The organism is Streptomyces sp. NPDC002676 (assembly GCF_053592455.1).
Genome location: NZ_JBSFVT010000028.1, coordinates 40,043 through 64,689, shown reverse-complemented (window position 1 = coordinate 64,689; position 24,647 = coordinate 40,043). Strand labels below are relative to the sequence as shown.

Here is a 24,647-nt window from a genome sequence, read left to right as displayed (position 1 = left end):
CCACTCCACCCCCCCCTGTTGGCGCTCCACCTGACCCGCTCCGCGGGTCCCTCGCTGCTACGCAGCGAGCCAAAGCAAGGCCTCCGCGAAGCGGAGGCCACTTCCCGCTTCGCGGGAAGACACTACCCATGCGCATCACCGGCAGTGAACTCGCCTGCTTCGCAGGCGAGTTGGGCTCACCCCGCTCCGCGGGAGAGCCCCGGAGCCGCACAGCGGCTCCACAACCACTCCGCCCGCACAGCGGGCGGGGGCACCTACAAGGAGGGCTCCCCCGCAAGCGGCTGCGCAGCAGACGCGCACCCAGACTCCGCAACCCGCATCCCCGCAGGGAGTCGGCCTCCGCTGCGCTCCGGCCGGGCAACCAAAATGGGAAGAGGCCGACTCAAACTGCCCCGCAAAAAGGCCGCATGAATCAACCTCAGAAATGCTTCAAAATTCCAAGCGGATCAGAACTGGATCATTCGAACCCCTGCCGGACCCCGCCACCACGCACCGGCCCGATACCCCCCACCCCGCCGACACGACATCCAACGGACCGCGCACCCCGAACTGCATGCCCAGCCCACAACTGCGAGTGCGCCAAGGGGTCCTGCGCACAACAAGCAGACCCTTACAACCGGCCGTCGCCCAACCACACGAGCCCACGACCCTCCTACGCCATAACCCACACCAGTGAGAGGAACCGGCGCTAGTGCAGGCCCCCAACGAACTTGAAGAGACGTCAGCCCCCCCATGCCTCGACACCCACACCGGGATGTGACATGGAAGCCATGCGTGAGATAGGTCAGATCCGCCCGTGGGGGCCGCACGCTGACGCGTTCGTTGGTCGCATATAGAGCGCGCAGCCTCCGCGAGCCCTTGACCTGCGAAAAAGCGCGCAAGATAGGCATCTCAGGATGCTCATATCGGCATCCTAGGATGCCGATACATGTCGCTCACGTTCATGTCGTGTGTGGTAATCGAGGGAACCCTCTGATTCTTTCGATTACCACACACGACATGTCGCAGCGGGTAATCTAAAGGCCGTCAGAGAACAGCCACGCAAGCCATGTCGGGGGACGTACGTGCCGAAGCAGGGGCGGAGCGGGCACAGCCGGGAACTGGTGAACACCGCGACCGGTGAGGTCCATGAGCTGTGGGAGCCAGAGGAAGACGACTCCCGCCGGCCTTACGCCTTCGGCGGCCGACACGGGCAGTTCAGCTTCAGCCGCGTCAAGGCCATGCTGGCCAAGGACTCCGGGATCACCGGCGACGACTTACGCGTCTTCTTCTATTGCGGGATCATGACCTACGAGGAGGGCGGCGCGACCGCGAAGGACACCGCCGAATTCCTCGGACTGACCCCGCAGGCCACCAGGAGGATCGCGAAGAAGCTCGCCGAGCACAAGATGCTCCTCGTGGCCGAAGTAATCGGCCGGACGATCAAGTACCGGGCAAGCCCGCACATCATCTCCGCCCTCTCCGGGCGGGAACAGTCCGAACAGGCCGCCGCCTTCCACCTGCCGACTCTGCCGGGACGCTCCGGCTCAGCACCGAAGGGCCGACCCCATGCCACGTCAAAGCCCGTACCCAGACCTCGCCGCCCTGCAGGAACGGACGAGGACACTGACCCACCTGAAGCAGAACGTACTGATGACATACGCAATCCTCGGGGGCCTGGACAACGCCGTCGAGCGCACGGCGGCTGAACTAGCCGAGCGCATAGGAGTTCCAGCGCCGCACTTCTCACGAGCCCGCAGGGAACTCGTAGAAGACGGATGGCTGGAACACACACACAACGAAGGCCAAGTGAAGTTCTTCCGCCTCGGCGACAAAGCCACCGGACGCAAGGTCGTCGTACCCCTACGAAACCGACCAACCGCCTGAACAAACGTTTCACAGCCAGACCCTCTACCCCCTCGCAGCACACCCAACAAGAACGGCGCACCCGCCGCAGCACCGGCGGCCTGGTCCCCCAATCGGGTGAGCTGAGTTCAGAAGCGACGCCGTTTTTGTGCGCCTGGACCGTTAGTAGTACGTGAGGACTGAGAACGCGAGCGAGGACGGGACATGCAGCTGCTCCCGGCCGGTGGTCATCGTGAACGGTTACCGCTACGAAGTCGTGCCGGTGGAACCAGACACTGCATGTTGCACCCGCTGCGCGGCGCCCATCCACGGCTCCTGGCGCCTTGGCCGCGCTTTGGACCTGACCAACCCGAACCTGTGCGGCCAGCCCCGTAAGGACGGTGAACCGTGCAGGTGGGACACCTCCCGTGAGCCGTGCCGTGCCCACCCCAGCCCGGAGGCCTTGAAACGCCGACAAGCGGAGGAACAGGCTGCTCAGGAACGCCGGGAACGGGCTGAAGAAGAACGCCGCCACGAGACTGAACGGCGGCGCCGGAACATCATCATGATCCTCTCAGTGCGGTGCCCGCACTGCACTGCACCGGCCGGCCGCCTGTGCCAATCCCCCAAGGGAGACACAGTGCGCAGCCTCCACCAGGCGCGGCGCAAGCTCGCTGGCGTCGACGGCCCCAAGGCCTTCGTCATCGAGGCAGCCAACTTTTACACGCCAACCGTCCCCGAACCGCCCCTCGACTGCGACCCGCGCGAACTGCTAGGCGACCCGCTCGAAGACCACACAGAGCAGGCCACCCGCCGCTACCTCGCCGAACAACGGCACACCGCCGCACACAAAATGCTCGCAGCGCGCCGCGAGATGTGGCTCGCCAAAGCCGACCGCACCGCAGAGATCACAGCCCAGCCCTGCCCCACGTGCAACGCAGAGCAGTCGACCCCATGCGAACGAACCGCCCGATGGCACAACCCGTTCCATGAGGCACGAGTGGACATCGCTATGACAGCCGCAGCAAACCCAGCCGAGTGACTCACAGCGCCGTGCCAACCTGTGGCTCAGGCCGGGCGGTGGCCGATCGCCAGCAAGTGGGAGCTGGCTGCCAGCAGTTCCGGGTACGGCTCGGCCAGGCGCGCTGCGATGAGGGCCGAGTGGAGCCGAGTGAGGGCGTCAGCCACGGGGCAGGAGGAAGCGGGACAGGGCGGCGGTGGCGAGGAGGAGGGTGGCGACGGTGAGGAGGCCGATGCGCATGCCCGGAAGGGAGAAGTCCCCGCCGGGGCCGGAGAGCAGGCTGCCGAAGAGGGCCACAGCAAGCGCACCGCCTGTCTGGCGGAACGAGTTGAGCAGCCCCGAGGCTGTCCCCGCGCGCTCTCCCGGGACGGCGTCCATCAGCAGCGCGGTCAGCGCGGGCACCACGAGCGCCCCGCCGACGCTCAGCGGCAGCAGCAGGACCAGCACCAGCCACACCGGGGTGTGCGCGGCCATCGGCAGCATGGCCAGCATCGCTCCGGTGAAGACCAGCTGGCCGGCGACGATCACCGGCCGCCGCCCGATCCGCTCCGCCAGTCGCGGCGAGACCAGGTTGGTCGCCGTCACCACCGCCGACATGGGGACGAACATCAGCCCGGCCGCGATCCCCGACATTCCGCGCAGCTGCTGGTAGTAGAGCCCGAGGAGGAAGATCCCGCCGTAGAAGGCCGCGTTGACGGCGAAACCGACCGCCAGCGGGACGGCCACCTGGCGGTCCATCAGCATGCCCAGCGGGACCATGGGCTGGCGGTGCCGGGCCTCCACCACACGGAAGGCGCACCCGGAGGCGACGGCGAGCACGGCGGCGGCCAGCACGGGGCCGCTGGTCCAGCCCAGGTGGCCGCCCTCGATCACCGCGAAGGCCAGCCCGGCCAGGGCCAGTACGGCGGTGAGCTGGCCGCCGCCGTCCACCGCGGCGGGTCGGCGCGCGGAGCGCGGCACCCGGACCAGCAGGCCCAGGATCACCGCACCCACCGGGAGGTTGAGCAGGAAGACCGCCCGCCAGCCGGCCGAGTCGGTGAGCAGCCCGCCCAGCACCGGACCCGCGGCCATCGCCACCGAACCACCGACCGTCCACAGCGCGATGGCGCGGGCACGCGCCCGGGCGTCCTCGTAGGCCTGCCGGATCAGCGCCAACGAGGCCGGCATCACGACCGCGGCGGCGCTGCCCTGCGCCACGCGCGCGCCGACCAGCACGCCGATGCCGGGCGCGAGTGCGCAGCCGAGGGAGGCGAGGGTGAACAGGGCCACGCCCCAGGCGTAGGCGCGGCGGGCGCCCGCACGGTCGGCGAGGGCGCCGGCGGAGATCATCAGGGCCGCGAACATCAGGGTGTACGCGTCCACCACCCACTGCAGTCCGGTCATCCCGCCGCTGAGGGACTTCCCTATCGCGGGCAGGGCGATGTTCACGGCCGAGACGTCGATCGTGATCACCGTGAAGCCGAGCAGCGAGGCGACCAGCGCGACGCCACCGCGCCGCGGCACGGTGGGGGCGTCGGCGGGCGGCGCGGTTGGTCGGGACCGGTGCGGCTGTCGTCGCCGGAGCGTGGGCGCCGACGACTGCTGACCGTGCCCGTGGGCGATCGCGGTGGACGCGGACGTGGGAAGGACAGGGGTGGACCGCATGATGAACTCCTATGCGAACAAGTGGATTTGTCTGTGAATCGGAGGGCGCCGGCGGGCGGCTCCAGCCTGCCGGGGCCGCGGTCCTGTGCCTCGCACTCCCTGGGCCCCGGCGGCCGGGCCGCCCGCTGCGGGAACAACTCTCCGCGCCCACGCGGCCTCCTGGCAGACCGGGCTGTTCCCGGGGTGCGGCGTTCCAGGACCTGACAGGGCCCCCCACATTCCCGGTCCGCCTGCCACAATGGGCCGAATGGCAGCAGCAGACGCACGGGGCACCGAGCTCGGCAGATATCTGAAGGCTCGCAGGGCGCAGGTCCGCCCGGAGGACGTCGGCCTCCCGGTCGGCGCGGGACTGCGCCGTACTCCCGGACTGCGCCGGGAGGAGCTGGCCGCGCTGGCCGGAGTGAGCGTCGACTACTACATCCGCCTGGAGCGCGGCCGGGAGACCAACCCCTCCCCCGCCGTCGTGGACGCCCTCGGCCGCGCCCTGCGACTGCGCGGCGACGCTTACGAACGCCTGCACGAGCTCGTGGAGTTGGCCTCAGGCCGGATCGGTGAACTGCCCGCCTCCTCCGATCACACCGTCCGCGACTCGGTGCTGCGGATGCTGGAGTCGGTGCGTCCGCTCCCCGCCTACGTGGTGAGCCGCTACAACCGCATACTGGCCGCGAACCCGCCCGGCCGGCGACTGCTGCCCGGACTCTGGGACTGGCCGCAGGACCAGCGCAACCTGACCCGCTATCTCTTCCTCCACCCGGTCGGCCGGACGCTCTACGAGCCGTGGGAGGAGACGGTCGCGCTCTCGGTGGCGCATCTGCGGGCGGTCGCCGGAGCGGATCCGGACGACCCCGAGCTGACCGCGCTCGTCGGTGAACTGGTGCTGAAGTCACCGGAGTTCGGGCGGCTCTGGGAGCGGTACGACGTCTGCGAACGCGGTGGCGGGCAGAAGTCCTTCCGCCATCCGAAGGTCGGACCGATGACCCTGACCTACGAGGTCATGCAACTGGCTCGGACGGGCGGCCAGCGGATGGTGGTCTACCAGGCAGCCCCCGGTACCCCGGACGAGACGGCCATGCTCCGCCTGGACTCCGCGGACGCCCGACCTGAGTCGGCGCCCTCGGACCATCCGGAGCCGGCCGCCGAGCCATGCCCCGCCAGCATGCTTTCCCCGGCCCACGCCTCAGCCAGCTGAGCCTGGGCCGCGGCCCTCGCCTCTTCGGCACATCGGCCCTGGCGAAAGCATCGCCCGATTCCTCACCACCACACACCACCAACCGGCAGAAGAACCCCGCTGACACCCCGGTGGCCAGGGTGTGGCGGGGTGGTTGCTGTGCTCCCGGGCAGCGCTGTGGGCAGTTCGCCGAGGTCAGCGCCACGGTTGGCAGAGTGGCGCGCGTCGCCGTCACATCTCGCCGCGTCCTCTCGTCATGAATGTGATCGATAAACAACGACAAGGGACGCATCATGGAACCCCGTTTGAACCTCGCCGGCAGCCCGGTCGCAGCCAAGGCCCTGAAGAACTTCGCCTCGACGAGCAGGGTGATCATCACCGAGTCGGCGCTCCCGAAGACCACCCAGGACCTGGTGATGCTCCGCGCCAGCCAGATCAACGGCTGCGGCTACTGCACCGACATCCACAGCAAGGACCTCGCGCACGCCGGGGAGACCTCGGTGCGCCTCAACCTGGTCGCGGCCTGGCGGGAGTCCAAGGTCTTCACCGAGGCCGAGCGCGCCGCCCTGGAACTGACGGAACAGGGCACCCGCATCGCTGACGGCGCGGGTGGCATCACGGACGATGCCTGGGCGAACGCCGCCAAGCACTACGACGAGGACCAGCTCGCCGCCCTGCTGATCCTCATCGCCCTCATCAACGCCTCCAACCGCATGGGCGTCATCAACCGGATGGCCGGCGGCGACTACCAGCCCGGCCAGTTCGGATAACCACAACGGTTCGGCCGGCCGGCACCACCGGCGCCGTCCGGCACCAGAGCATGCCCTGGGCACGGCTCCCGAAGCCCGGGGCATGCTCTGGTCCGCCCGGATATCCGCCGGAGCGCGGTCTTCTCGCCTGGCCGTCCTTTGGAGGGCCGCCACCCGACAAGTAGCTCTCCGTCGCCGACATGCGGGCTAGTTGTCCGTCCCGCCCGGAGCGTTCGGTCCAGTGACAATCGGGCCGTTGTGGGCGTCCACCGGATCCGCGACGGGGGTCGTGGTAACCAGGGCCAACGTGACACTGCAGACAGCCAGAACAGGAAGAAGCGCACGAGGGCGCCACGACGAGGTTCTGACGGGACGCTCGATCAGTCGGTAGCCGGCCGCGGAGAGCAGGACGGCCGCGCAGACGGCTACGGGCACCTTCGTTGCCTGGCTCCATTCGGGGTGGCTGACACCGAGGTAGACCCATACGGGCCAGTGCCATAGGTAGAGCCCGTAACTGCGGTGCCCGAGCCATAGGAGCGGGCGGGACGACAGTGCCCTGCGGAACCGCTCCGCGTGCGCGATGGCATCGATCGACGCCGCCGCCGCGATCCCTGCCAGAGGCAGCTGCCAGGCGTAGAGGGCGGCCGAGTCGATGTCCGCGGTGCACCACAGCCAGCCGAGGACCGCTACCGCCGGCCAGGAGAACCGGGAGAACCGGGAGAACAGACCCGGGCGGAACGCGATGACGGCTCCGAGCAGGAGCGCCCCGGCCCGGGTGTCGGTGCCCAGATAGGCGCGATCCGGGGCGCCGGGGAGGTAGAGAAGGTGCGCCAGCAGGTAGCAGACCGCCGCAGCCGCGAGGAGAAGCCGGTGGGGATGGCGGATCCGCCCGGCCCCCCAGGTGGTGAGCCCGATCAGAAGGAGGGGCCACAGGAGGTAGAACTGCTCCTCGACGGCCAGGGACCACAGGTGGTTCAGTGGGGCCTGCTCCTTGGACACGTCCCAGTAGTCGACGTGTCCAAGGACCGCGTACCAGTTGGATGTGTACGTGAGGGCGGCCAGTGTCTGGGCGTTCACGGTGGGACGCAGTCCCGGAGGATCCTGCAGGAGCATCCACGTCTGGACGGCTCCGACCACCAGCAGGACTGCGGGGAGAAGTCGTTTGACCCGCCGGAACCAGAAGCTCCACAGCGACGGGCGTGGAGCTGCTCGGACTCGCTCCGCCAGAAGCAGCCGGGTGATGACGAACCCCGAGATGACGAAGAACAGATCGACGCCGAGGAATCCGCCGTCCAGCCCGGTCCCGTAGTGGAAAGCCATGACTGCGGCAACGGCGAGGGCCCGTAGGCCGTCGATCGAATCGATTCTCCCGCGGAAAGTCTCCCCTGCAGCTGTGGCCGGACGTTGTTCGAGGGTCAGCGACACCTCAGGCACCGTCCTTGGTGAACATTGCGTTCAGAGCCCAGTTGGCTAGCCGTGCGCGGGCGGGTTTGGTGGGGTGGTCAGTGGGGTCGTAGACCTGTGTTCCTGCGAGGAGTTTGGGACACCCGTCGTCATTGCACAGTTGGCCGCGCAGATCCAGCAGTCGCACGCCGGGATGTTTCGCTGAGGCTTCCCGAAGGACCCGGTTCATCACCAGGGCGGAGGAGCGGTACTTCGGATTGCCGACCTGCTGCGAAGTCATCAGGTACAACGGGGTGTTCCGGCGGGTCAGGAGAGAGACGGCCTGGTTCAGCCGGTCCCGGAAGGCCTGCTCGTGCGTCGGCGAGGCGAGATCGCGGGGCTTTTCGTCGCCTGCCAGCCGCTGCGGGGTGACATCCCAGAAACCGACTGTCAACAAGGTGGCATCGGGCTTGTACTTCTCCAGATAGGAGGGCCACTGGGTGGGCCACTTGCGACATGCCTCCGGGGTCTCCTCGCCCACGGGGAGCAGGATTCCGCAGCCGCCGAGTCCCGCGTTCACGACGGTGTTGTGAGAGGCCGCGACTTCGCTCATACCGCGGCCGATGCTGGCGGACCAGGAGTCCCCTACCACCAACACGGTCTTCCCGGTCACCGCGGGGGAGAGAGAAGGGGAACCGAGCGGGGGAACTGCTGCCCCGTAATGTGGTTCACCGGCACTGCCCGGGACTGCTTCGGCATGTGTCGTCGCGTTCTTCTCCGCATGCTGCGGAGCGCAACCGCACGCCAGCACGGTGACCACTCCGGCGACGCCGAGTTGGCGAATTCTTCCTCGCATCATGATTACCCACCTGGATTCTCGGGAGTCAGTCATCGTCGGACGGCGTTTGTGGATTCCGCGCGCAGAAGCTCTGTAATCAGGCGGAACGACACCCCGCGCTGACTCGGAAGCAATCGGATTGATCATGAGGAGGTTAGCCCTCCGGCCGCTACTGCCAAGTTCTGGCGCGCCCGTTGGTGCATCATCCGGAGGCAGTCTTCCGGTCGGCTTGGCCCGATTCGGTGAAATGCCGTACAGCCGAGTCGTGTCGGACAGTTGTCCAGCTGCCCCCCAGTACGCTCTGGGGTCGTACTCCGAGTTCTCGGAACCTGCTGATGAGCTGCATACTGTCTTCGCCCGGAGGGATTGGCGATAATGCCTGTAGGTCAAGCACTGAAAGGCGTTTCCCTGCTCCTGGCGGGCAGCATTTCGGGGTGGCCGAGTGGGGCCTCCGGGGTTATTCAAGAACTCAAACCGGCACGCCCGGATATTCCTTGCTATGCCGCTCCGTGCTCGTTCCCTGAAAGATCTCCATCCCTGCGCAATACCGGCCTACCCCCGTGGGGGGATCCAGCCCTCCTGCCGGGTGCGGAAGGGAAAAAGGTGCTGGTTGTCGGAGACTCCTGGGCGCGGGATGCGGCTTCCGGGATTGCCACAGCCTTTGCCGGAAAGGGGCGAGTCAAGGATGCCTCGGCACTCGCCTGCGGGATCCGTAAGCCGATCAATCCGATGCCGAACCGACATTGTCCGAACTGGGAGGTCGAATGGCCTGCCCTGATGAACAAGGTGCGTCCGGACGCGGTTCTGCTGAGCGTCCAGTGGGATGCGGCCGAGCAGCAGATCGACCCGGGTGGGAAGCAGGTGACGATTCGCGACGACGAGGCGCGGAGGAGGTTTGTCGTCAATCTTGACCGGGCCATCCGGATCCTCTCCCAGAGGCGCACCCCGGTCTACGTCTTCGGGTCTACCTTTGCGCATACCCCGGGCTCGATTGCGGTCTTGCTGTCCGGGATTCTTCTAGAATTTAGCAAGAAGTATCCCGGGGTGCATTACCTGGATATCTACCACCAGCTCTGCAATGATTTGAATCAATGCCCGAGGAAGATTTCCGGGGTGCCCGTCTACGGCACCAACGTGCACTGCAGCAAGGAAACCAAAGCACGCCTTGGGAATTGGATTCTCAATTCGATGTTTCACCGGCAGATGGCACGCATGGAAAATACCCGAAGAGGCTGGAGTGGGAAATGATTGACGTGAAGGTCGTGCGAGCGGCAGGCCCGGGACTACTTGCGGCCGCTCTGCTGGCGCTGCTGCCGGCGCCCGCGCATGCGGCTGACGGGGACTTCTACTGGAGCACCTCCGGACTGGGTGCGCAGGACGGAGTGCTGTCTTCCCCGGTGTCGGGTCGCTGTTACTCCCTAAGGGGGGACAACCCTCCGTTCTACGCGTCGAACTACACCGGCTGGACGGTGCGTTCGTATCAGTCCAGCGGGTGTGGAGGCGCAGTCCGGAGCACCATCGAGCCTGGTGGCGTGGGGCACGTCTACAAGTACGTGAAGTTTCAGTAGTGCGGGGGCTTTGGCGCCATACATCTTGAGCCAAGGCCACAAGAAGGGCACAAACGAAACGGGACCCGTGACAGGCAGAAGATCAACACTGCCATCAGGGGTCCCGCTTGGCTTTGGCTCTGTTCCCCACCCTCGGCTAGATCGCCGACCTCCCCGCCAGCCCAAGAAGACCGGCTGGCGGGTGACCGATGTGGGTCCGAATCCCCCGGGCTAATCGAACTTCACGTACTTGAAGACGTGCCCAAACTCGCCGGGACCGATGGTGCTCTGGACTTTGCCCCGACAACCGCTGGACGGGTACGAACGAACCGTCCGGTCCGTGTTGTTCGATGCGTAGAATGGAGGGCTGTTCCCCACCAGGGAGTAACAGCGGCCCGACTTCGGAGAGGACAGCACTCCGTCCAGCGCACCCACTCCGGAGGTGCTCCAGGAGAAGTCCCCGTCAGCCGCGTGCGCGGGCGCAGGCAGCAGCGCCAGCAGAGTGGCCGCCAATAGCCCCGGGCCTGCCGCCCGCATGACCTTCACGCCATTCATTTCCACAGACTCCTTTCTTCTCGATTATTTTCCATGCAATGCGCCTGCATGGAACATGGAATTGAGAATCCAATTCCCAAGGCGCAGTTCAGATTGCTTACTGAGGTGACTGGGGCCGTAGACGGGAATCCCGGAGATCTCTTTCGGGCATTGATTCAAATCGTTGCAGAGCTGGTGGTGGGTATCCAGGTGATGTACCCTGGGATACTTCTTGCTGAATTCCAGAAGAATCCCGGAGTATGCGACCGTCACCGAGCCCGGGTAATGCGTGCCAGGCCATCCGAGCAGGTACACCGGGGTCCGCCTTTGGGAGAGGATCCGGATGGCCTTGTCGAGACTGGTGACGAACTGCTTTCTCGCTTTGTCGTCGAGAATCGTCACCGACTTCCCGCCCGGGTCGACCGGCTGCGGCAGCGCGTCCATCTGGACGCTCATTAGAACCGCGTCCGGACGCACCTTGTTCATCAGTTTGGGCCACTCGGTCTTCCAGTTCGGACAACTTGCGGAATGCCGAACGCGGATCCCGCAGCCGCCTCTCGCGGCATCCGTGACTTGCCCCTTTCCGGCAAAGGCCGTGGCAATCCCGGAGGCCGTAGCCATCCCCCAGGAATCTCCGACCACCAGCACTTTCTTCCCTTCCGCGCCCGGCAGGAGGGTGGGGTCGCCCCACGGGGGGACGCCGGTGTTACGCAAGGCTGGGGGTGTTTGAGGCAACAAGCATGGAGCGGCGTAGCACGGAATGTCCGAGCGCGTCGGCTCTTGAGTGATCCCGGAGGTGCCACTCAGGCACCCAAAAATACCGGTTGCCAGGCACAGGGAGGCGCCTTTCAGCACTTGAATCGCGGGCATTTTCGCCAGCCCCTCCAGGGAAGGAAGTACACAGTTCACCAGCAGATTTCGAGAACTCAGCGAACCAGAGCGTACTGGGGAGGAGCTGCTGTACGACTGCCCAACACGGCGAGGCTAGACGGCATTACGCCTGATCGGCCCTGGGCGACCGGGTGACTGCCACCGAATGATGCATCGACAACGGGCGTGCCAGAACCTCGCGCCAGCAGCCGGACGGCTAACATCTTGCTGATCAATCCGATTGCTTCCGAGTCAGCGCGGGGTTTCGTTCCGCCTGATTACAGAGCTTCTGCGCGCGGACTCGACAAACGCCGTCCGGCGATGATGGACTCCCGAGAATCCCAGCCGCTCGGGCGGATGCGTTCTTCGATCTTTCGGACGCATTGCTGCGCGGAGGGGCCCGTGAAGACACCGGCGGAGCTGTCGCTGACCGCTGGACACCGCCGTGGCTACGGCTCCCTGTACGCCGCGCTCAATCACGGCCGTCTCGACGTAGAGCGGCTGCGTGACCTGCTGGTATCGGTGTCGCTGCCGCGCTTCGGCGGGCGGCTTGTGGTGATCGTGGACGTCTCCCCGTGGCTGCGCTGGGACGCGGCGTTTTCGCCGCAGCGGTTGTTCTGCCACGTGCACGGCCGCTCCCGGTCGGCCGCGCGATGATCCCCGGCTGGCCGTACTCGGTCGTCGCCGCGCCGGCCCCGGATCGCACCGCATGGACCGCCGTGCTGGACGCTCGCCGGCTCGGCCCCGAGGACGACGCCGCGGCCGTCACCGCAGCCCAGCTGCGGCAGGCGATCGAGCGCCTCATCGCCGCCGGCCAGTGGCGCGGCAGTGACCGGGACATCCTGGTCGTGATGGACTCCGGCTACGACGTGATGCGCCTGGCCTGGCCCCTGTCCGGCCTTCCGGTCGAGTTGGTCGGGCGCCTGCGCTCCGACCGGGTGCTCAGGCTGCCGAAGCCGCCGCGTGTCTACGACCCGCTAGCACGGACCGGAGTTCCGCCTGACGAAGGCGGAGACCTGGCCGGAGCCAGCGGTGGTGACCGTGAACGACACGCCCCGCTACGTCTGGTCCTGCTACCTGCGAAGATTCGACCTGGAGCGCACATTTCGCCTGTTCAATCAGTGATTCCAGCCTGTTTGCCAACGAACCCAGTCGCCGGAGCGGAGCGTTGGGGAAGCACGGACGTAGTCGCCGAGCCCATCGCCTCAGAGGATGACGGGTGGTCCCCCACGCGGTTGATCACGTCGCCCGAGTCTCGTGCCGCGTGGCTACCCGAGACAGCCGTGCAGGCCGATGGAACGCGCTGCGGAGCGCGTGAAGATGGCCTGCATGAGCATTCAGCCCAACCCATCCACTGTTGTCACACCCACAGCGCCAGCACCTCGTTGGGCGATCTGGGCCGCGCATCTGACCACGCTGGTGGTCCTGCCGAGCAGCCTGTGGCGCATCGCCCTGGTGCTCGGATACCCGGCGGGTTACAGCAAGGCGGGCTTCGTCGGCTTCGAGACGACAGGGGCAAAGGTGTGGATGCTGACACTCAGCGTGATCTGCGAGCTGAGTGCCTTCCTGACGATCGGTCTGGTACGGCCGTGGGGTGAGATCGTGCCGCGCTGGATACCTCTGATCGGAGGGCGAAGAGTCCGTCCCATGGCCGCCGTCATCCCCGCCGCCTTCGGGGCAATCGCGCTGACCCTGCTCTGGGCCAATGTCCCATGGTGGTGGACATACCCGCACACCGACATGACGCGCGCCGGGCACCTCTTCGTCGGCATGCTCTACCAGCCGTTGGTCCTCTGGGGCCCGCTACTTGCTGCCGTCACCCTCTCCTACTACCGCCGCCACCGCGCCCCGCGCCGCCGGGCAACGACGTGGCTCAACGGGGCGCCGGCGGGGCTGACCGAGTTCGACGGCTAGGACTTGTCCGGGCGATCACGCGACTGCCCTGTGTCTGTGTCGTTGGTGTCGGCATGGGGCGGGGTGATCTGACGGATGCCCATTGGGAGCGGCTGCGGCCGTTCCTGCCAGTCAGTAATGGACGTTGTGGCCGGTGGCGAAATCACCGACAGGTGATCGACGGGATTCTGCACCGGGTGCGGACCGGGGTGCAGTGGCGGGACCTGCCGGAGCGGTTCGGGCCGTGGAAGACGGTGTATGAACGCCACCGGCTGTGGTCGGCAGACGGCACCTGGGAGAGTCTGCTGCAACAGGTGCAGGCCGAGGCTGCCGCCGCGGGAGAGATCGACTGGGACATCTCGGTGGACTCCACTATCGTCCGCGCCCACCAGCACGCGGCCGGCGCCCGTACTGATCCGCCTCCGGTACCTGCTTCAAAGGGGGCAGGTGGAACGGAACATCAGGGCGAGACGCCGAGGCAGAGCCTGCTCGCCCGTTTGGTGGAGGTGGCGCAGGGAGTGAGGGCCTGGGTCGCTCACGCGGCGGGTTCACCAGCAAGCTTCACCTGACCGCCGATGGCCGCTGCCGCCCGCTGTCCCTGCTCGTAACCGGCGGACAACGGGCGGACTGCACCCAGTTCACGGCGGTGCTGGAGAAGATCCGCGTCCCACGCATCGGGCCGGGCAGGCCCCGCACGAAGCCCGACAGTCTGACCGCGGACAAGGCGTACAGCAACGGGCCATGCCGCACCTACCTGCGGCGCCGGGGTATCCGGCACACCATCCCTGAGAAGTCCGACAGCCAGGCGGCCCGCCTGCGCAAGGGTTCACGCGGTGGACGGCCGCCTGGCTTCGACGAGGAGCGGTACAGGAAACGAGACACCGTTGAGCGGGCGATCAACAGGCTGAAGCAGTCCCGGGCCGTGGCGACTCGCTATGACAAGCGCGGCTATGTCTACCTCGGCACCGCCACCGCGGCAGCCCTGGTGATCTGGCTTCAGACATGACCGCCCGGACCAGTCCTAAGCGATCTGGTGCTCCAGACGTCGGCGTTCGAGGAAGTACGCGAGTGCGTTGAGGGCCAGCATGGTTGTGGCGAGGACCGGCTGGATGGGCGGAACCCAGTCGCCGTCGACGAGGGCAGTTCCGGGGTAGAAGATCGCCGACAGCTGGGTGATCCAGTACAGCGACTCGGCGACAACGATGACCTGGACCAGGGAGCGCGTCCAGGCGCCCCGGTGCACCCACAGCAGGTACAGGCCGATCAGGCCGAGTGCAGCGCCCATGCTCATGGTCTGGGCGTTGTGGAACTTGGCGTGCGGCGGCCAGTTGGGGTTGTAGATGTGGGTCTTGTTCCAGTCTGCGATGTAGGCGCCGGTCATGGTGACCAGTGAGGTGAGGGTCAGCAGGACCTTTCCCGTGGTGATCTTGGGCATGGGGTTTCTCCTCGGGGGGTGAATGGTGTGCGCGGCGGGCGTGGTGGCGGGTCCCGGAACGGGTCAGGCGGCGATCTGGCCGCGGAACTTCCCGGCCTGCCGGCGGGCCTGCTGGTGCGCGTCGGCCAGGGACGCCTCGTGGAGCGGGACAAGATGGGTCAGGGCCGGCACGACGGGTGCCATGGTCAACTCGGGTGTGAGCGAGGTGACTTCGAGGCCGAGCATGTCGTGCAGGATCGTCTCCAGCGCGGGCACGACGAAGTCCTTGCCGTGGTTGGGGGTGCCGGGGCCGTATCCGCCGCCGCGTGCCGAGACCACCAGGGCCGGACGGCCGGACGCCGCGGGACCGTCGGGGAGGCCGAAGGTGCGGCCCTTGACGATGACCTGGTCAAGCCATGCCTTGAACGCCGAAGGCATCGTGAGGTTGTACATCGGCACGGTGAACAGGTAGGCGCTCGCGTCGAGGAACTCCTCGATGAGTTCGTCCTGGACAGCGGCGGCCGCGGCTTGTTCCGGGGTGTGCCGGGCGGGGTCGGTGCCCCAGGCCGCTATGCCTGCCGCGCCCAGGTGGGGTACAGGCGAGGCGGCCAGGTCCCGGTGGACGAACGGCGCGTCCCAGGTGTCCCGGAAGGAGCGCGCGACCTGGGACGACACCGAATCGGCGCCGAGCGAGGAGGAGTCGATGTGGAGCAGATAGGACATGGAGGAGCCCTTGCTGGTCGGTGTGGAGAACGGGAAATGGGCAGGGCGGAGCCGCGGGCTGGGCTTGTGCGGTGTGGGTGACGTGACTGCGTCGATGCCGTGCGGGGCCTGGCGGCTGCTTCGATGTAGCCCTCGGCAGGGGTGGTACGTCGGCTGTGCCGGTCACCTGCGCCGACGTCCCGGCGCGGGGTGGGAAGAGCGGTCAGGCCGCGGCGGGCCCGGCGGTCGGTGCGTGGCCGGTGGCGTACCGGTAGGAAGCGGCGATGACCTTCTTGGCCACCTCCAGTTCGGTCTCGTCTCGCGGGGCGTAGAACATGACGACATTGGCGCCACGGTTGTAGAGCGGGTGCTTCTCGCCCCATCCGGAGGCCAGGAACGCGGCGTGGTCGGCCGGGTCCAGGGCCAGGTGCAGGCTGCCGTCGGCGTGCAGGTGCACGAACTCCGCGTCCCCGCGCGGCAGGAACAGCCGGGCACCGCGGGCAGGGGCGGCATCGCCGAGGAACACCGCCCAGGTGCTGGGGACGGAGATCTCGCTGCGGCCCGAGACGGTGCCGGGAAGCGCGGTGGCCATCCACTGCCGCAGTGCCTCCTTGATCTGCGGCGGGCTGAGCTGGGTGAGCTGCAGGTGCGGGACCTCGGGACCGGTCTCGGGCCGGTCACCCGCACGCTCGGGCAGCGCGGGGAACGTCACGGTGGTGCCTCTTTCGGTGGCGCGGACGGCCCGTCGGTACGACGGGTCGCCAGCTGATCGCCGAGCGGTCCAACTGACTGCCGGCTCGCTCGCTGACACCACCAAGCTAGTATCCTCGGGATAGTGGTTTCCTCTAGGAAAGTACCCCGCCGCTGAGTACGGGGAGCGCGGGCGAGAGCGGAAGGAAAGGTGCCGTGACCGAGCCGGCGCAGCAGGTGTGCCCGATCAACCCGGTGGTGGAGCTGGTATTCAGCCGCTGGACCACCCCGATCCTGTGGGCCCTCGAACACCACGGACGCTCGCGCTTCAACGAACTGCAGCGGCTCCTGCCCACGATCACGCCGAAAGTGCTCACCCAGCGCCTACGCCAGCTGGAACGGGACGGCCTGATCACCCGCACCTACCACGCCGAGATCCCGCCGAGGGTCGAGTACGCCATCAGCGAGCTGGGCCGCACCCTCGTCCCCGTCTTCGACGCCATCGCCAGCTGGTCCGACGCCCACCTGCCCCAGGTCACCACTGCCCGCCGGGACTACGACACGGCACGCGCAGAGGAAGAAGCCTGGGCGCAGGGCTGAGGAGAAGCTTTCGGGGTTGACCACACCGGCCTGTGCCTGGTGCAGCTGCCGGGAATGGCGGGCGTGGGTTCGTGGCCGCGCAACGGGCCCCATCCCCTTGCTCACATCAATGATCCGGGCAAGGCGTAGTCACATGATCGGCCGGACAAGTCCTAGCCGGCCGCGGTGAGCCTCGAGGTGGTGAACGGGCGCAACGTACAGGCCGGAGCGCTGCCGCTTCTGGTGTGAGGCGGGCTACAGCACTTTCGGGTGCTCTTGCTGCCAAGGCGCCGCCTGTGTCACTATATCTGCACGCCTCCCCTGCCCAAATGCCGACGGCACAGGCCCCCCTCGCCGCCGGCGGTTCGGCTCCGCCGCCTCGGTCAGGCTGGAGTCGGCAGGGGAATCCACCCTCACAGCAGCTGAGTTGAGAAACCCTCAAAGTCCCTGCTCGCATGCGGGGTTCTCTGCATGGTTCGCCCCCACGTTCCAGCGCTACCTGATCGGCCGGGCGCCGTTCCTCCGTCGTCGCCTCGCCGGCAACTGATCATCCGCGGTCATGTCACATTCCGGGAAGCCGCTTCGTCGTACTGCAGACATGCGTATCCCTGCGCGACCGGCGCGCCGGGCGGGCACGCCCGCCCGGTGGTCCTCATCGGCCGCTGATGACCCGGAGGAACTACCAAGGCAATGAGTACCGTGGCCAAGGATTCACGAGACGGGGCGGACGGCGTCGCCGGTGGCGACCCGCGGCGTTGGCTGGCGCTGACTGTCCTCGCGGCAATGCAGTTCATGCTCGTCATGGACATAACCGTGGTGAACGTTGCGCTGCCCAAGATCCAGACCAACTTGCACTTCTCGTACGAGAACCTGGCCTGGGTGGTCAACGCCTACGTGCTGGTGGCTGGCGGCTTCCTGCTGCTGGGCGGGCGTCTCGCCGACATTTTCGGCCGTCGGCGCATGTTCATGACCGGTGTGCTGGTGTTCGGTATCGCGTCGGCCGTCTGCGGCTCCGCGACCCACTCCTGGATGCTGGTCAGCGCCCGCTTCGTCCAGGGCCTGGGTGAGGCGTTCGCCGGACCGGCGGCGCTCGGCCTGATCCCCGTCCTGTTCCCGGACAACAAGGAGCGGGCGAAGGCGCTCGGCATGTGGGGCGGTCTGTCGGCGCTGTCCGGCGCGGTCGGCTCCGTGCTCGGCGGCACCTTCACCGACACGATCAGCTGGCGCTGGGTCTTCTTCATCAACATCCCCGTCGCGGTCATCGCGCTGATCATGGTGCCGCGCGTGATGGACGAGAGCAGGATGCCCGGCCGGCGCCGGATCGACGCGATCGGTGCGGCCACCGCCACCGGCGGCCTCGTCGCGATCGTCTACGGCCTGCTCCAGGCCGCCGAACACTCGTGGGGCTCCGGGCGCGTGCTGCTGCCGCTGTTCGGCGGCATCGCCCTGCTGCTCCTCATGGTCGCGTGGGAGGCACGCGTTGCGGACCCGATGATCCCCCTGCGGTTCTTCAACAACCGCACCCGCGTGACGACCAACTTCGTCAGCCTGACCATGATCGGGTCGTTCCACGTCTACGCCTTCCTGCTCACCCTGTACGTCCAGCAGGTGCACGGCTGGTCCCCGATGAAGACGGGCCTGTCCTACATCCCGCTGACCATCACGATGATCTTCGGCGCGGGTCTGGCCACCGTCCTGATGCCGCGCATCGGCGTCAAGGGCGTCATGAGCATCGCCGTCTTCGGCTGCTCAGGGGCCCTGCTCATCGTCGCTGCCGGTCTCGACCCCACGGCCTCCTACGTCAGCGGGTTCATGCCCGGCCTGATGGTGTTCGGCTTCTTCAACGCCCTCGGCTACCCGGCCCTGATCAACGGCGCGCTGCACGACGTCACCGGCGCGGACTCGGGCCTGGCCTCCGGCGTCCAGACCGCCATGCAGCAGATCGGCGCGGCGCTCGGCCTGGCCACTCTGGTCCCCTTCGCCTTCCGCTACGTCAAGCACCACATCGAGGACGGCACCCTCGCGCAGGTCGCGCAGACCGACGGTTACGCGCTGGCGTTCCGCATCGCCGCCGGCATCCTCGCCTTCATGGGCCTGGTCGTCCTGGCGGTGCTGCAGAAGGGGGTGGCCACCGAGATGCGCGACGCCGTGTCCGAGGCGGCCACCGCCGAGCAGGCAGGCGCCCGGCCCTCCGCTGCCGCCGCCTCCTGAACCGCGTCTGAACGACGCAACCCGCACCGCCCCCGGACACCTCCCCGGGGGCGGTGCCTTGTTGTGGGCAGGCGGCCGGATGCCGAGGCCTCGTAGAACTCGACCCGAAGGCGGGACAACACGCCAAACGGCTCCACGACAGGGGCATCGGCGGGGAGACTGACCCGAGTTACAGATCGAGTTCAAGGATTCCTGGAACTGATGTCCTGCTTCATTCCCTCCCAGAACTCGGGAGTTGTGATCTCAATGCAGAAACGACATGGGGAGCTGAGCGTGTTGACTCTACCGGCCTCAGCTGAGGGGGTATCAGAAGGCCACCGGGACGGCTCCGTCGGCGTCGGACGCGCCCACGCCAAGGCCATTTTGCTGGGGGAGCACGCGGTCGTCTACGGGGCTCCGGCACTCGCCCTTCCGGTTCCGCAGCTGACGGTCACGGCCACCGCCGGATGGTCCGACACCCCCGACGACGGCGGCGACGTGTCCTTCACGATGACCGGCTCCGCATGGGGCCCGGTGGTCACCCAGGCCTCCGAGGGGCTGCGCCGTCTCATCACCGAGTTCAAGTCCGCCACCGGCGTGACCGACAGCCGCCACCTCGACGTGATCATCGACGCGGCGATCCCGCCCGGCCGGGGACTCGGCTCCAGCGCGGCCTGTGCGCGCGCGGTCGTCCTCGCCCTCGCCGACCTCCACGGCCGCGAGGTGAGCGAGAAGGCGGTCTTCGACCTGGTGCAGTTCGCCGAGAACGTCGCGCACGGCAAGGCCAGCGGTGTCGACGCCCGCTCGGTCGGCGCGACCGTCCCGCTGCGCTTCCAGGCCGGCGAGGCCGAGGAGCTGAGCATCGGCTGCGACGCCCTGTTCATCCTCGCGGACAGCGGCGAAGCAGGCAGCACCAAGGAAGCCGTCGACATGCTGCGCGCGGGCTTCGAGCGCCAGGAGGGCGCGCGGGAGAACTTCGTGGGCCGTGCCACGCAGCTGACCGACGAGGTCGCGCAGGCCCTCGCCGACGGCAAACTGGCCGACGCCGGTGCCCGTATGAACGACTGTCACGAACTGCTCAGCGAGGTCGGCATCAGCACCGACCGGATCGACGCGCTGGTCGAGGCAGCACGCGCGGCCGGCAGCCTCGGCGCCAAGATCACCGGAGGTGGTCTGGGCGGCTGCGTGATCGCGCTGGCCCAGCCGGAACAGGCCCGCGAGGCCACGCGCCGGCTCCACGCGGCCGGCGCCGTACAGACATGGGTGCTACCGCAGAAGGGGCTTGCCGGGCATGCGCGCTGAGACGCGAACCACGCTGGTGCGACCGCGCGAGGGGGACACCGCGGCAGGTGTCACCGCCGTCGCGCACCCGAACATCGCGCTGATCAAGTACTGGGGCAAGCGCGACGAACAACTGCTCCTGCCGCGCACCGACAGCCTGTCGATGACCCTGGACATCTTCCCGACGACCACCACCGTCCGCCTCGCCCCCGGAGCCGGGCAGGACGCTGTGACCTTCAACGGCGTGCCCTCCGAGGGCGAGGCGCTGCGCCGCATCATCGCCTTCCTGGACCTGGTGCGGGAGACGGCCGGGGCCCCCGAGCGGGCCGTCGTGGACACCGTGAACACCGTGCCCACCGGCGCGGGCCTGGCGTCCTCCGCGAGCGGGTTCGCCGCCCTCGCGCTCGCCGCCGCCGCGGCCTACGGGCTCGACCTCGACGCCACCGGGCTCTCGCGCCTGGCCCGGCGCGGATCCGGGTCGGCCTCGCGCTCCGTCTTCGGCGGCTTCGCGATGTGGCACGCCGGGACCGGCACGCCCGCCGAGGCGGACCTCGGCTCCTACGCCGAGCCCGTGCCCGCGGCCGACCTCGACCCCGCGCTGGTCATCGCGGTCGTCAACGCCGGCCCGAAGGCCGTCTCCAGCCGCGCGGCCATGCGCCGCACCGTCGAGACCTCGCCGCTGTACGAGCCGTGGGCCGTCTCCAGCAAGGACGACCTGACCGAGATGCGCGCGGCGCTGCTCGCCGGCGACCTCGAAGCGGTCGGCGAGATCGCGGAGCGCAACGCGCTCGGCATGCACGCGACGATGCTGGCGGCGCGCCCGGCGGTGCGCTACCTGTCGGCGCCCACGCTCACCGTGCTCGACAGCGTGCTCCAGCTCCGGCAGGACGGCGTCCTGGCCTACGCGACCATGGACGCCGGGCCGAACGTGAAGGTGCTGTGCCGCCGCGCGGACGCCGAGCGGGTGGCCGAGACCGTGCGCGGCGCCGTCGGAGACGGCCAGGTGCACATCGCCGGGCCGGGGCCGGGCGCGCGCCTGCTGCCCGAGGGCGGATGATGACCCCGCAGCACACGGTGGTCCGGCGGGCGCCGGGCAAACTGTTCGTCGCGGGCGAGTACGCGGTGGTGGACGCCGGCAACCCGGCGATCCTGGTGGCCGTCGACCGGTACATCACCGTCACCGTGACCGGCTGCGCCGAAGCGGGCGTCGAGATCTCCTCCGACCTCGGCCCGCGCGGGGTGCGCTGGCAGTGGCAAGGAGGCAGGCTCCGCCCGTACGGCACGGACGACGAACAGGGTGTACGCGCCCGCCTGGCCCACGTGGTGTCGGCGATCGAGACGGTGGCCCGGCTGCTGGCCGAACGCGGCCTTCCCGTACCGGCGTTCGGCCTCTGCGTCGAAAGCGGCCTGCACGACGACGGCCGGAAGTACGGCCTCGGGTCGAGCGGTGCGGTGACCGTGGCGACCGTCGCGGCCGTGGCCGCCTTCGCGGGCCTTCGGCTGTCGCTCGAGGACCGCTACCGCCTGGCCATGCTCGCCACCGCCGAACTCGAACCCAGGGCCTCCGGCGGTGACCTCGCCGCCAGCACGTGGGGCGGCTGGATCACCTACCAGGCGCCCGACCGGGCCGCCGTGCTCGACCTGGCCCGCAGCCGCGGCGTCGAGGAGGCGCTCCGCGCCCCCTGGCCGGGCTTCGCGGTACGCCGGCTGCCGGCGCCCAAGGGCCTTGCGCTGGAGGTCGGCTGGACCGGAAACCCCGCCTCCACCGCGGCCCTCGTCTCGGACCTGGACCGGCGGCGGGCCTGGCGGGGCAGCGCGTCCCACCAGAGGTTCGTGGAGACCACCACCGACTTCGTCGGCGCGGCCGTGGCCGCACTGGAGCAGCAGGACCGCGAGGGCTTGCTGGACCAGATCCGGCGGGCCCGGCATGAGTTGGCTCGACTGGATGACGAGGTCGGTCTGGGAATCTTCACGACCAGGCTGACGGCGCTGTGCGACGCGGCCGAAGCCGTAGGCGGCGCCGCCAAGCCCTCCGGGGCGGGCGGCGGCGACTGCGGCATCGCTCTGCTCGACGCCGACGCGTCACGAGACATCGCTCACCTGCGGGAACGGTGGGCCGAGGCAGGGGTGCTGCCCCTGCCGATCGCCGCCGCGGAAGGGAACGAGGAATGATCGCACAACGCAAGGACGACCACGTCCGGCTCGCCGTCGAACAGCACCGGGAGCACAGCGGACGCAACCAGTTCGACGAGGTGTCGTTCGTCCACCACGCCCTGGCCGGCATCGACCGCGAGGACGTGTCCCTGGCCACGACGTTCGCGGGCATCACCTGGCAGGTGCCGCTGTACATCAACGCCATGACCGGCGGCAGCCAGAAGACCGGCATCATCAACCGGGACCTGGCCATCGCCGCGCGCGAGACCGGCGTACCCATCGCGTCGGGCTCCATGAGCGCCTACTTCAAGGACCCGGACTGCGCCGGCACCTTCAGCGTGCTGCGCGAGAACAACCCCGACGGGTTCGTCATGGCCAACGTCAACGCGACGGCGTCGGTGGAGAAGGCGCAGCGCGCCATCGACCTGATCAAGGCCGACGCCCTGCAGATCCACATCAACACGGCGCAGGAAACGCCCATGCCGGAGGGCGACCGGTCGTTCTCCTCCTGGGTCCCGCAGATCGAGAAGATCGCCGCCTGCGTCGACGTCCCCGTGATCGTCAAGGAGGTCGGCAACGGGCTGAGCCGCCAGACCGTCGACCTGATCGAGAAGCTGGGCGTGAAGGTCGCGGACCTCGGCGGCCGGGGCGGCACGGACTTCGCCCGCATCGAGAACGGCCGGCGTGAGCTCGCGGACTACGGCTACCTCCACGACTGGGGACAGTCCACCGCCGCCTGCCTGCTGGACGCGCAGGGCGCCGGCATCCCCGTCCTCGCCTCCGGCGGCGTACGCAACCCGCTCGACGTCGCCCGCGCCCTCGCGCTCGGCGCCTGCGGCGTCGGCGCCTCCGGGAAGTTCCTGCGCACGCTGCTGGACGGCGGCGTCGACGCGCTGGTCGCGCTGCTGACGGCCTGGCTGGACCAGCTCGCCGCGCTGCAGACCATGCTCGGCGCGCGCACCCCCGCCGACCTGAGCCGCTGCGATCTGCTGATCCACGGCGACCTGCGCGACTTCTGCACCGACCGAGGCATCGACACACGGCCGCTGGCCCGCCGCTCCAGCAGCTCCGACGCCGCCCACTGAGACGACAGGAACCACAACGATGACTGAGGCACACGCGATCGCCGGCGTCCCGATGCGCTGGGTGGGACCCCTGCGCATCTCCGGGAACGTCGCCACCACCGAGACCCAGGTCCCGCTCGCCACCTACGAGTCGCCGCTGTGGCCCTCCGTGGGCCGTGGCGCGAAGGTCTCCATGCTGGCCGAGAAGGGCATCGTCGCCACCCTCGTGGACGAGCGGATGACCCGTTCGGTACTGGTCGAGGCGGTGGACGCGCAGACCGCGCTGACGGCCGCGCGGACGATCGACTCGCGCATCACCGAGCTGCAGGAAGTGGTGCGCACCTGCAGCCGCTTCGCCGAGCTGATCAAGATCCACCACGAGATCAACGCCAACCTGCTGTTCATCCGCTTCGAGTTCCGCACCGGCGACGCCTCCGGCCACAACATGGCCACCCTCGCCTCCGACGTGCTCCTCAAGCACCTGCTGGACACGATCCCCGGCATCTCCTACGGGTCGATCTCCGGCAACTACTGCACGGACAAGAAGGCGACCGCGATCAACGGCATCCTCGGCCGCGGCAAGAACGTGGTCACGGAACTGCTCGTGCCGCGTGACGTCGTCGAGAACGTCCTGCACACCACGGCCGCCAAGATCGTCGAGCTGAACATCCGCAAGAACATGCTCGGCACGCTGCTCGCCGGCGGCATCCGCTCGGCGAACGCCCACTTCGCGAACATGCTGCTCGGGTTCTACCTGGCCACCGGCCAGGACGCGGCCAACATCGTCGAGGGCTCCCAGGGCGTCGTCATGGCCGAGGACCGCGACGGCGACCTCTACTTCGCCTGCACCCTGCCCAACCTGATCGTGGGCACGGTCGGCAACGGCAAGGGGCTCGCCTTCGTGGAGACCAACCTGGCCCGGCTCGGCTGCCGTGAGGAGCGCGAACCCGGCGAGAACGCCCGCAGGCTCGCCGTGATCTGTGCGGCGACCGTGCTGTGCGGCGAGCTCTCGCTGCTCGCGGCCCAGACGAACCCGGGCGAACTGATGCGTGCACACGTCCAGCTGGAACGCGACAACCAGACAGCAAAGGTCGGTGTTTAA

General features: G+C 68.3%; 20 protein-coding genes and 4 pseudogenes. 16 read left to right on the top strand and 8 right to left on the bottom strand.

From position 1 onward, the window contains the following. The first annotated feature begins 1,064 nt into the window (after positions 1-1,064). Together ACWD3E_RS39355 and ACWD3E_RS39350 are read left to right on the top strand one after the other, a co-directional pair. Positions 1,065-1,688, top strand: coding sequence for a winged helix-turn-helix domain-containing protein (locus tag ACWD3E_RS39355; RefSeq protein ID WP_451392292.1), 624 nt, complete (start codon positions 1,065-1,067; stop codon positions 1,686-1,688). 329 nt (positions 1,689-2,017) lie between these two features. Beyond that, positions 2,018-2,866: a zinc finger domain-containing protein gene (locus ACWD3E_RS39350; RefSeq protein ID WP_451392291.1), complete on the top strand. Its 849-nt coding sequence runs from the start codon at positions 2,018-2,020 to the stop codon at positions 2,864-2,866. Between the two features lie 26 nt (positions 2,867-2,892). Here the strand turns inward: ACWD3E_RS39350 and ACWD3E_RS39345 are convergent. Together ACWD3E_RS39345 and ACWD3E_RS39340 are read right to left on the bottom strand one after the other, a co-directional pair. Next, positions 2,893-2,985 (bottom strand): annotated as a pseudogene (locus ACWD3E_RS39345) (SAM-dependent methyltransferase); the annotation flags it as partial. A 19-nt stretch (positions 2,986-3,004) separates the two neighbouring features. Continuing rightward, positions 3,005-4,489, bottom strand: coding sequence for an MFS transporter (locus ACWD3E_RS39340; RefSeq protein WP_451392290.1), 1,485 nt, complete (start codon positions 4,487-4,489; stop codon positions 3,005-3,007). 247 nt (positions 4,490-4,736) lie between these two features. Between ACWD3E_RS39340 and ACWD3E_RS39335 the strand changes: the two genes are divergently transcribed. Then, positions 4,737-5,678 carry a helix-turn-helix domain-containing protein gene (locus ACWD3E_RS39335; protein ID WP_451392289.1) on the top strand — a complete coding sequence of 314 codons (942 nt, stop codon included), beginning with the start codon at positions 4,737-4,739 and terminating at the stop codon, positions 5,676-5,678. Between the two features lie 272 nt (positions 5,679-5,950). Beyond that, entirely contained in the window at positions 5,951-6,427 is a 477-nt protein-coding gene (locus ACWD3E_RS39330; RefSeq protein WP_451392288.1) for a carboxymuconolactone decarboxylase family protein, read from the top strand. A 186-nt stretch (positions 6,428-6,613) separates the two neighbouring features. Here ACWD3E_RS39330 and ACWD3E_RS39325 read toward each other — a convergent pair whose 3' ends face one another. Next, a complete protein-coding gene (locus tag ACWD3E_RS39325; protein ID WP_451392287.1) occupies positions 6,614-7,831 on the bottom strand; it encodes an acyltransferase family protein in 1,218 nt (405 codons plus the stop codon). A gap of 1 nt (position 7,832) precedes the next feature. Then, entirely contained in the window at positions 7,833-8,645 is an 813-nt protein-coding gene (locus ACWD3E_RS39320; RefSeq protein WP_451392296.1) for a DUF459 domain-containing protein, read from the bottom strand. A gap of 357 nt (positions 8,646-9,002) precedes the next feature. On the opposite strand from ACWD3E_RS39320, the gene ACWD3E_RS39315 reads away from it, so the two are divergent. Further along, complete coding sequence (locus ACWD3E_RS39315; protein ID WP_451392286.1) at positions 9,003-9,875, top strand: SGNH hydrolase domain-containing protein; 873 nt, start codon at positions 9,003-9,005, stop codon at positions 9,873-9,875. Between the two features lie 878 nt (positions 9,876-10,753). On the opposite strand, the gene ACWD3E_RS39310 is transcribed toward ACWD3E_RS39315, so the two are convergent. Beyond that, positions 10,754-11,617 carry a DUF459 domain-containing protein gene (locus ACWD3E_RS39310; RefSeq protein ID WP_451392285.1) on the bottom strand — a complete coding sequence of 288 codons (864 nt, stop codon included), beginning with the start codon at positions 11,615-11,617 and terminating at the stop codon, positions 10,754-10,756. A gap of 363 nt (positions 11,618-11,980) precedes the next feature. Between ACWD3E_RS39310 and ACWD3E_RS39305 the strand changes: the two genes are divergently transcribed. From ACWD3E_RS39305 to ACWD3E_RS39290, 4 genes and pseudogenes are all read left to right on the top strand, one after another. Further along, on the top strand, positions 11,981-12,235 hold the full coding sequence (locus ACWD3E_RS39305; RefSeq protein WP_451392284.1) for a transposase: 255 nt from the start codon (positions 11,981-11,983) through the stop codon (positions 12,233-12,235). Then, positions 12,232-12,540: pseudogene (locus ACWD3E_RS39300) on the top strand (transposase); the annotation flags it as partial. The gene ACWD3E_RS39305 and the pseudogene ACWD3E_RS39300, both read left to right, overlap by 4 nt. Positions 12,541-12,907: 367 nt before the next feature. After that, complete coding sequence (locus tag ACWD3E_RS39295; RefSeq protein WP_451392283.1) at positions 12,908-13,492, top strand: hypothetical protein; 585 nt, start codon at positions 12,908-12,910, stop codon at positions 13,490-13,492. Positions 13,493-13,545: 53 nt separating this feature from the next. Beyond that, positions 13,546-14,477, top strand: a pseudogene (locus ACWD3E_RS39290) (IS5 family transposase). 15 nt (positions 14,478-14,492) lie between these two features. Here the strand turns inward: ACWD3E_RS39290 and ACWD3E_RS39285 are convergent. The 3 genes from ACWD3E_RS39285 to ACWD3E_RS39275 all read right to left on the bottom strand — a co-directional run bounded on the left by ACWD3E_RS39285 (position 14,493) and on the right by ACWD3E_RS39275 (position 16,299). Then, positions 14,493-14,906 carry a DUF6640 family protein gene (locus ACWD3E_RS39285; protein ID WP_451392282.1) on the bottom strand — a complete coding sequence of 138 codons (414 nt, stop codon included), beginning with the start codon at positions 14,904-14,906 and terminating at the stop codon, positions 14,493-14,495. Positions 14,907-14,969: 63 nt separating this feature from the next. Further along, positions 14,970-15,608, bottom strand: a complete 639-nt coding sequence (locus ACWD3E_RS39280) for an FMN-dependent NADH-azoreductase (RefSeq protein ID WP_451392281.1) — start codon at positions 15,606-15,608, stop codon at positions 14,970-14,972. Positions 15,609-15,810: 202 nt separating this feature from the next. Continuing rightward, positions 15,811-16,299: a luciferase domain-containing protein gene (locus tag ACWD3E_RS39275; RefSeq protein ID WP_451392280.1), complete on the bottom strand. Its 489-nt coding sequence runs from the start codon at positions 16,297-16,299 to the stop codon at positions 15,811-15,813. A gap of 194 nt (positions 16,300-16,493) precedes the next feature. Here ACWD3E_RS39275 and ACWD3E_RS39270 point away from each other — a divergent pair, with 194 nt between their 5' ends. From ACWD3E_RS39270 to ACWD3E_RS39240, 7 genes and pseudogenes are all read left to right on the top strand, one after another. Next, positions 16,494-16,877 carry a winged helix-turn-helix transcriptional regulator gene (locus ACWD3E_RS39270; RefSeq protein ID WP_451392279.1) on the top strand — a complete coding sequence of 128 codons (384 nt, stop codon included), beginning with the start codon at positions 16,494-16,496 and terminating at the stop codon, positions 16,875-16,877. A gap of 669 nt (positions 16,878-17,546) precedes the next feature. Further along, entirely contained in the window at positions 17,547-19,067 is a 1,521-nt protein-coding gene (locus tag ACWD3E_RS39265; RefSeq protein WP_451392278.1) for an MFS transporter, read from the top strand. A 273-nt stretch (positions 19,068-19,340) separates the two neighbouring features. Then, positions 19,341-20,348, top strand: a complete 1,008-nt coding sequence (mvk, locus tag ACWD3E_RS39260; RefSeq protein ID WP_451392277.1) for a mevalonate kinase — start codon at positions 19,341-19,343, stop codon at positions 20,346-20,348. Next, on the top strand, positions 20,338-21,384 hold the full coding sequence (gene mvaD, locus ACWD3E_RS39255) for a diphosphomevalonate decarboxylase (RefSeq protein ID WP_451392276.1): 1,047 nt from the start codon (positions 20,338-20,340) through the stop codon (positions 21,382-21,384). Before mvk ends, mvaD begins: the two co-directional genes overlap by 11 nt. Further along, positions 21,384-22,499 (top strand): phosphomevalonate kinase, encoded by a 1,116-nt coding sequence (locus ACWD3E_RS39250; RefSeq protein ID WP_451392275.1) that lies wholly within the window; start codon positions 21,384-21,386, stop codon positions 22,497-22,499. Before mvaD ends, ACWD3E_RS39250 begins: the two co-directional genes overlap by 1 nt. Next, positions 22,496-23,585: pseudogene (gene fni, locus ACWD3E_RS39245) on the top strand (type 2 isopentenyl-diphosphate Delta-isomerase); the annotation flags it as partial. The gene ACWD3E_RS39250 and the pseudogene fni, both read left to right, overlap by 4 nt. Continuing rightward, the gene (locus ACWD3E_RS39240) at positions 23,586-24,647 is read left to right on the top strand and encodes a hydroxymethylglutaryl-CoA reductase (RefSeq protein ID WP_451392295.1); all 1,062 of its coding nucleotides are present in this window, start codon (positions 23,586-23,588) and stop codon (positions 24,645-24,647) included. It begins immediately after the preceding pseudogene.

Bases quoted from the DNA above. Each gene is read 5' to 3' on its own strand.
- ACWD3E_RS39340 (WP_451392290.1), bottom strand. From the start codon at position 4,489: ATGCGGTCCACCCCTGTCCTTCCCACGTCCGCGTCCACCGCGATCGCC.
- ACWD3E_RS39335 (WP_451392289.1), top strand. From the start codon at position 4,737: ATGGCAGCAGCAGACGCACGGGGCACCGAGCTCGGCAGATATCTGAAG.
- ACWD3E_RS39330 (WP_451392288.1), top strand. From the start codon at position 5,951: ATGGAACCCCGTTTGAACCTCGCCGGCAGCCCGGTCGCAGCCAAGGCC.
- ACWD3E_RS39320 (WP_451392296.1), bottom strand. From the start codon at position 8,645: ATGCGAGGAAGAATTCGCCAACTCGGCGTCGCCGGAGTGGTCACCGTG.
- ACWD3E_RS39315 (WP_451392286.1), top strand. From the start codon at position 9,003: ATGCCTGTAGGTCAAGCACTGAAAGGCGTTTCCCTGCTCCTGGCGGGC.
- ACWD3E_RS39295 (WP_451392283.1), top strand. From the start codon at position 12,908: ATGAGCATTCAGCCCAACCCATCCACTGTTGTCACACCCACAGCGCCA.
- ACWD3E_RS39285 (WP_451392282.1), bottom strand. From the start codon at position 14,906: ATGCCCAAGATCACCACGGGAAAGGTCCTGCTGACCCTCACCTCACTG.
- ACWD3E_RS39280 (WP_451392281.1), bottom strand. From the start codon at position 15,608: ATGTCCTATCTGCTCCACATCGACTCCTCCTCGCTCGGCGCCGATTCG.
- ACWD3E_RS39265 (WP_451392278.1), top strand. From the start codon at position 17,547: ATGAGTACCGTGGCCAAGGATTCACGAGACGGGGCGGACGGCGTCGCC.
- mvaD (WP_451392276.1), top strand. From the start codon at position 20,338: ATGCGCGCTGAGACGCGAACCACGCTGGTGCGACCGCGCGAGGGGGAC.
- ACWD3E_RS39250 (WP_451392275.1), top strand. From the start codon at position 21,384: ATGACCCCGCAGCACACGGTGGTCCGGCGGGCGCCGGGCAAACTGTTC.
- ACWD3E_RS39240 (WP_451392295.1), top strand. From the start codon at position 23,586: ATGACTGAGGCACACGCGATCGCCGGCGTCCCGATGCGCTGGGTGGGA.